The sequence below is a fragment of the Acidiphilium sp. 34-64-41 genome (assembly GCF_002282635.1).
GTDB lineage: Bacteria > Pseudomonadota > Alphaproteobacteria > Acetobacterales > Acetobacteraceae > Acidiphilium > Acidiphilium rubrum.
Genome location: NZ_NCJX01000127.1, coordinates 1 through 6,307 on the forward strand (window position 1 = coordinate 1; position 6,307 = coordinate 6,307).

At 61.3% G+C, this 6,307-nt stretch carries 8 protein-coding genes; all 8 read left to right on the plus strand.

Translation table 11 applies throughout. The features are described from left to right. Positions 1-35 precede the first annotated feature (35 nt). The 8 genes from B7X49_RS17475 to B7X49_RS17510 all read left to right on the plus strand — a co-directional run bounded on the left by B7X49_RS17475 (position 36) and on the right by B7X49_RS17510 (position 6,245). On the plus strand, positions 36-245 hold the full coding sequence (locus B7X49_RS17475) for a hypothetical protein (protein WP_286705292.1): 210 nt from the start codon (positions 36-38) through the stop codon (positions 243-245). Continuing rightward, positions 242-928 carry a hypothetical protein gene (locus B7X49_RS17480; RefSeq protein WP_286705291.1) on the plus strand — a complete coding sequence of 229 codons (687 nt, stop codon included), beginning with the start codon at positions 242-244 and terminating at the stop codon, positions 926-928. Before B7X49_RS17475 ends, B7X49_RS17480 begins: the two co-directional genes overlap by 4 nt. Before the next feature lie 479 nt (positions 929-1,407). Beyond that, positions 1,408-1,875 (plus strand): hypothetical protein, encoded by a 468-nt coding sequence (locus B7X49_RS17485; RefSeq protein WP_286705290.1) that lies wholly within the window; start codon positions 1,408-1,410, stop codon positions 1,873-1,875. After that, entirely contained in the window at positions 1,872-3,884 is a 2,013-nt protein-coding gene (locus B7X49_RS17490) for a hypothetical protein (protein ID WP_286705289.1), read from the plus strand. The genes B7X49_RS17485 and B7X49_RS17490 overlap by 4 nt, the downstream gene beginning before the upstream one ends. Positions 3,885-4,222: 338 nt before the next feature. Next, the gene (locus B7X49_RS17495; RefSeq protein ID WP_286705288.1) at positions 4,223-4,834 is read left to right on the plus strand and encodes a hypothetical protein; all 612 of its coding nucleotides are present in this window, start codon (positions 4,223-4,225) and stop codon (positions 4,832-4,834) included. Between the two features lie 3 nt (positions 4,835-4,837). Continuing rightward, positions 4,838-5,260 (plus strand): ribbon-helix-helix protein, CopG family, encoded by a 423-nt coding sequence (locus B7X49_RS17500; RefSeq protein ID WP_286705287.1) that lies wholly within the window; start codon positions 4,838-4,840, stop codon positions 5,258-5,260. Further along, positions 5,260-5,736: a hypothetical protein gene (locus tag B7X49_RS17505; protein ID WP_286705286.1), complete on the plus strand. Its 477-nt coding sequence runs from the start codon at positions 5,260-5,262 to the stop codon at positions 5,734-5,736. The genes B7X49_RS17500 and B7X49_RS17505 overlap by 1 nt, the downstream gene beginning before the upstream one ends. Further along, positions 5,736-6,245, plus strand: coding sequence for a hypothetical protein (locus tag B7X49_RS17510; RefSeq protein ID WP_286705285.1), 510 nt, complete (start codon positions 5,736-5,738; stop codon positions 6,243-6,245). The genes B7X49_RS17505 and B7X49_RS17510 overlap by 1 nt, the downstream gene beginning before the upstream one ends. Positions 6,246-6,307 lie beyond the last annotated feature (62 nt).

Below are 6,307 nucleotides of genomic sequence, written 5' to 3' on the forward strand. Positions count from 1 at the left end.
GGGGGAAAGCCAGTTCGTCACGCTGGTGAATGTCAATGGCCGCCATGGCGGGGGCCACTAGCCCTAGTGGGTGTCTGAGTCAACCGGATAGGCACGGATACAACAAGAAAGAGTTTGAACAGGCGATGTCATCCCTGTTTGCAACCAAACAGATCACGGTGATCGATTACAAGCGCAACCGCCAAAACTACCGCAGGATCGCCCGCGACAATCAACCATCAACCCAATCGGAACCAGCAACATGACACAGAACCCCACCGCCGAAATACTGCCCGACGCAATCGAATCGCTGATCCACGCTGCCAAGACATCAACAGGCGGGCACTCCCAGAACCACCTTGCCGCATTGGCGCGCGGTGAGCCTCTTCCTTCCTACCGCGTCGAAGACTGGCTCTGTAACGCCGGTTGCCACAGACTTTTTACAAACCATGCCATCCTACACGATTGGCCGGACGAAGGCGCTTATCCTCTGCCGCGCAACAATTTCGCTATGAGCGGTAGAGGCGTCACCGCCGCCCGGTTCGTTGCCTACCTGATTAAGCTGCATCGCCTGGGTATCGATGCCGGGGCCAAGGCGGCCATCACCGCGTTACGCCCCACGCTCGCCAAGCGAAAATACCTGACGGCCGCTGAACTCCACGTCTGGTGGGGACCGAAGGAGATGGATCGGTTTGAGGATGCTCTCATAATTCAGACAGACGCAGAATGGGACGAACCGATCACGGTGGTAGGGAACTCCGGCCATACCTTGTCCGTTGTGCCCAACCGTGACGGTCGCGCCATATTGATCGGTCACGGGGTGAAGCCGAGCCGTCGAAAGATGGAATCGAACTTTTGGAGCGTCGGATTCTACCCGGTCAAAATGCCGAAAAGTACCCCTGCACCCGGTCTGCACCCGGTTGCACCCGGTGCACCCGGTCTCTCATAACCCATTGATATTGCTTGCACCCGGTGGTTGCGCACCCGGTGCACCCAGTCATGCATAAGTCATTGATTTCATTGTGCACTAGGTTGTATCGCAGTGTCCCCCCATACCCCCCTACGTGCTGCGCCCTCTTTAGGGAGGGGCGCACACGTAAAAAGAGGGGAGAAACCGAGGCCAAAAGGAGCGCGAAATTACTCGCAACAGATCATCGATCAGGGGGGGGGGCGATCGAACCACCGCAAAACCCCGACCATACTTTCCACCACACCGAACACCTCGAACTGACCAACGCCGGTCACTTTCAACCGCCCCGGCGTCGAGACAATCCAACCCCAAACCAATAGAGCAACCGGTTCATGACCAGTTGTCTGCTCCGCTGAAACCATTGCGGAATATAGGGTTTACTTGAATTAAGACCGAAACCGGCTATCTGGGGCAACGTCGGGGCAACATCGCCACGGCGTTCGATGGAGAAAATGGCGATGAGCGATACCGACCCGGCGATGGTGAAAACCGAAGCGGTAAGCCCGCGCCAACCCACCGCCACCACGCGCCGGATCGTCGCCAAGGCATCGCCATCAACCACCCACCCCAAACGCACCCGTGTGATTGATCCGCAAACCCGGCCGATCCAATGGGCAGGGAAGCGCAACACTCGCCTGGGGTACCTCTACACCGCACTCCGCGCCGAACTGGTCAAACACATCGGAGGCGCCCCGAACGCAGCGCAACGCGCGCTGATCGATCGCATCGCCATGGTGCAGGTGCGCATGGCGATCATGGACGAAAAGATGTTCCGCGACGGCGACCTGTCAGAGCATGCCGGCCGGGAGTATCTGGCCTGGGCAAACTCCATGAGCCGGATGCTCCAAGCCCTTGGCCTCGATGGCGCGCCCGCACCCCAGCCGACGCTTGCGGACTATCTCGCCAGCAAGTCCCCCAAGCCATGACCCGCCGCACCGCGCGCCCTGCCACACCCCCCAACCCCGCCCCTGCGTCTCTGCACGACAACGCTCTCGACATCCTCGCCTCACTCGACGACCCCAACCTCTTCGCGCCTCACTTCAAGGAGGGCACCTGGACGGCTTGGCGCGCCTTCCTGGCCGCTCTGTTCGGTCTGCCGATGACAGATACCGAGACGGAGACATTCAGGCTGCGCACCGGCCGCACAGAACCGCCCCTGACGCCCTTTCGCGAAGCCGCCCTCATCGTCGGACGGCGCGGTGGCAAGAGCCGCGTGCTGGCCCTGATAGCGGTATTCTTGGCAGTGTTTCGCGACTACGGTCCGCACCTCGCCCCCGGCGAAGTTGCCACCATCGGCGTACTCGCTGCGAACCGTGATCAGGCCAGATCGATATTCAGGTTCATCAGCGGACTATTGAAAGCCACCCCCCTGCTCGCCGGCATGGTGCAGGATGAGAACACCGAGACCATCATCCTATCGAACCGGGTTCACATCGAGATCGGCACCGCTAGCTTCCGCACCACGCGCGGCTACTCATATGCAGCCGTGCTGGCCGATGAGATCGCGTTCTGGCGATCGGATGAGACCAGCGCCAACCCGGACGTTGAAATCTTGCGCGCTCTTCGCCCCGGCATGGCGTCGATACCCGGCTCAATCCTGCTGCTGGCATCATCGCCCTACGCAAAACGTGGCGCGCTCTATGCCACCTTCCGCCGCAACTACGGCCGGGATGACGCCCGCGTGCTGGTGTGGAAAGCCGATACCGCCGCGATGAACCCGAGCATCGACCCCGCCATCATCGCCGAAGCATACGAGGAAGACCCCGAGGCCGCCCGCGCTGAATACGGCGGCGAGTTCCGCGACGATCTTGCCGACTTCGTGACCCGCGAAACGGTGGACGCAGTGACGTGCTGGGGGCGCACCGAACTTCCCCCCGAGCCGGGCGTGGCCTATCTGGCCTTCGTCGACCCCTCTGGCGGCGTGTCCGACGCCATGACTCTCGCCATTGCGCACATCATGCCGAGCGGCGTTGTGGTGCTTGACGCGGTACGCGAGGCACGGCCTCCGTTCGATCCAGAAGCCACGGTGAAAGACTTCGCCGACACCTTGCGCCGGTATGGCGTGTCGACGGTTACAGGCGATCGGTATGGCGGCGAGTGGCCTCGCCAGCGCTTCCGTGAACACGGTATCGAATACAACGCCTGCGCGCGTCCGAAGTCGGACTTGTATCTCGACCTGCTGCCGCTGCTGAATGCCGGCCGCGTCGCACTGCTCGACAACCCTCGCCTGTCCGCCCAATTGGTCGGTCTTGAACGTCGCACGGCCCGGTCCGGCAAGGATTCGGTGGATCACTCCCCCGGCGGTCACGACGACTTGTGCAACAGCGTGGCGGGCGTGCTGGTCGGCCTCGACCTCGACCGCCGCCCTGCACTGATTAAGTCGGCAGGCTTGACGACGGGCGGCGCCGCGCAACCTCTGCCAAAGCGCTGCGACTACATCATCGGGGTGATCCATATTGGCGATGACGGAACCACGGCGATTACGTATTGGGCTCGCGACACTCCTACCGATCATCTCTTGATCCTGGTGGATTTCGACGTTCAACCGCTCACAATGGAACTATTCGCCGCGGCATCGAGGCGGATGAAGGAAATTGCGGGGGTCTGCCCGCCGCGATATGCCGCAAGCCTTTTCGTGCCGGCAGTTTTGCAAGAGAATGGCTGGGCGGCGGGTTCCGATGTCGATATTGTGCCGCAATACCTGTTCGAACACCCGGCATCGCTTGCCTTGGCAGCGAGCGCGCATGTGGCAAGCGCGCGTGTGAAAATGGGGGCGGCCGCTCTAGCGCGGGTTGAAACCTATCCCCTATCGGCGTCGCTTGATTTCAAGGTGACTGAAGCTCTGGACGGGATGCAACCGCTGCGCACTGCGTTGCTGTTGGGCATTGCGATTGCCCTGAATCCCATAGATCAGGCACGCCCGGCGGCCGCGTGAGTCTGCATTATTTATTCCCCATAGGACTATACTTATATGTATCATAATGCATCATAGATACCCATGGATATACATTATCCTTATTCTAACAATACTTGATATTACAGCATAACCGGCTATCTTATTTCTACAAGATCGGCGATCGGCCCGCCGATGCCGGTGCGGGTGGACGGTTTCACTCCCGTTCGCCTGCACCGGCAGCCCATGAAAATGCAAAGGACTGATTTATGCCCAACCGTGCCCCGGACTTTGAGGCCACCGACAACAACGAAGAAATCCCCGCCTGGGCGGATGCCCTCATGAAGTCGCACAAGGCCGTCCTGGACCGGCTCGATGCGATGGAGCGCGATGGCGGCGAAGACCCGACCCTGAACACAAACGGGCAGCGCCGCGATTACGCGGCACCGACCGAAGACCCGACGTTAAACACAAACGGGCAGCGCCGTGCGGACAGCTACCAATCCGCCGCAAATCGTGCCGCAATGGCGAAGATCGCCGCGCTTGAACACCAGATGCGCCGCGTCACCGCCGAAGCGCCGGCCGATGACCGCAACCAGATTGCCGAAGCACGCAGTCGTGCCGACAGTGTTTTTCAGGCCGCGCTTGGTCGCACAGTGCCCGATCCCGTTCCGGGCGAACGCCCCATCGCATATCGCCGCCGTTTGGCCGATGCTTTGAAAAAGTTTAGCCCGACCCTCGCCACCGCCCGCCTCGATAGCGTTGCGGGTGCCGCGCTCGATGTCGTCGAAACCCGCATTTATGCCGATGCCCTTGCTGCCGTGAAAGGCAACACCGTCATGCCGGCAGGCCAAATCCGGGCGATCAAGAAACTCGAACTTGGGCATGAGGTGACGGAATACGTTGGCGATCCGCAAGCCGCATGGGCACCGTTCAGCGCGGGTGCGGGCGGCAAAGTTTCTTTCAATCAGTCTGCCGGAAAGCGGGGCTAAGTCATGTCAGATTCAACCCAAAAGACCCGACCCGTCTCGATCAGCCTGCCCCCGGCAACGCTCGATCGCCTCGACGCGGCAGCCGCCGATGCGGATATTCCGCGCTCGACCCTGGTGCGCCACATCCTCGACCGATCACTTGCCCGGCCCTCCACGAATTACGCCCATGCGCCTTGGTTCGAGACGAAACACGACAACTCGCTGCCCGCACGATGCACCGCATCGCTTACGCCTGGCGTAGCGGGGTGGACGGGACCGGCGATGACCTGGGAGGCCAACCAGAGCGAGAACAGCGAGAATTTCCGCCGCCGCATAGCCGATGAACTCCGCGCCGCTGGCCTCTTTTTGGCCGGTGCCGTGGTGCAGGTTGTGGAACACCCGGCATGGGCGACATGGGGTGGCCGCGTACCCGCCGAGTTTCGCTGATGGCGTGGCTGGGCCGCTTGCTGGCCGATAGCTTCCCATCCGATCGGCGCGGACGGTTCCGCCAATTCGATGCAGCCGAAACCGGCGCAGATTACCGCGCCCTCGAAAATATCAAAGGAAAATCGATGCCCCATACCGAAACCACGGATGCCGCGATTGCCCGGCACATGATCGATGCCGATGCAGCCGCAAGCCAAACCGGGGCGAGCTTTCGCGAATCGATGCGAAGGATCGCCGAACTGCAAAGCGCCGAAATCGAGCGGTTACGCGCGATCGTTGCCGACGTCACCGCAGAACGGCCCCGCAAGCTGATCGGCATCACCGGAGTGCAGGTTCAGGTCGAAGGCGAGACCCGCCCCCGCGCCCGGATCGTCGGATTAGCCTCCGATGGCAGTCTCTGGACCGGCAACGCCTGGGGGCGCGATTGGGAGCGGTGCGAAGAACTGCCGCAAGCAACTGACGAATTGAACGACTGATGACCGGTAACGTAAAGTCGATAATCGAGGTTGAGGTTCAAGACGAAGCGTTTCAACGCTTTCAGACCCTCTTCGCCGCGTATGAGGAAAAGGTGAAGGAACTCCCCGGCGACTGGCGGAAGGTCGATGACGCGATGGGCGGCGCGGCCAAGCGGTTCGCCGCCGCATCGGGACAGACCGACGCCATCTTGGCCGGGATGGCTGCATCATCGGGGGTGATCGCGGAATCAATTCATGATGCTTTTGCAGCGCAGCGCAAATTCGAGGCCGAGGCGCGCAAGAGCTTCAACACGATGGGCGATCTAGGTACGGCATCAGGGGCCGTGGCAGATGGTGTTCACAAAAGCACCCGGGGGCAGCACCAATTCGAGGCCGCCGTCCGCAAGAGCCACACCACGATGAACGCCCTTGGCGCGGCGGCCATGAAAACGTCGCACACGATTTTCGGCATGGGTAAGTGGATGCTGAAAATGGCCTGTGCGGCTGAGTGGAACAGAAAACCGGCATAAGGCGACCTACGGCTCGATGATGCGGTAAATCGTCGCCGGGTGAACGTCGAAGGTCCTGGCAA